General features: G+C 64.6%; 1 pseudogene. It reads right to left on the bottom strand.

Annotated features, from left to right (window positions below):
* Positions 1–509: pseudogene (locus HHU12_RS34905) on the bottom strand (TOBE-like domain-containing protein); the annotation flags it as partial.

The raw sequence follows: 509 nt of genomic DNA, 5'->3' as shown, positions 1-509 counted from the left end.
CGCGTTTTGCAGCCCGACGAACAGCCGTTCGCCGCGGGACGGCGCCTCGTCGCCCGTTAACACCACGCTCAGCGGTTCGTCATACCACCCCAGAGGCTGGACGACTAATTGGGTGTAGTGCCCTTTCGGACTGGCCTCCAGGACCTGCACCGGCAGCGGCGAATCCAGGCTGGTCCGCCGGCTGATGTCCACTTCCCACGGGCGCAGGAACAGGTCCACTGGCCCCTGGTATGCCGGGGTATAGCCTAACGGCCAGCGGTGGGCGCCGACGTGGAACTGTCCACCGCGGATGACCCCCTGCAGGCGGTTCACTTCCCCCATAAACTCCAGCACGAAACGGGTAGACGGCTCACGCCATACGCGCTCCGGGGCATCGGCCTGTTCGATGTTGCCCTGGCTCATGACCACCACCCGGTCGGCAACTTCCATCGCCTCTTCCTGATCGTGGGTGACGAACACGCTGGTGAATTTCAGCTCTTCATGCAGCTGACGCAGCCAGCGGCGCAGCT

Source organism: Flammeovirga aprica JL-4, from assembly GCF_012844305.1.
In the GTDB taxonomy this organism is placed as follows: Bacteria; Bacteroidota; Bacteroidia; order Cytophagales; family Flammeovirgaceae; genus Flammeovirga; species Flammeovirga aprica.
The sequence above is the reverse complement of the archived record's forward strand: the minus strand, read 5'-3'. Positions and strand labels throughout refer to the sequence as shown.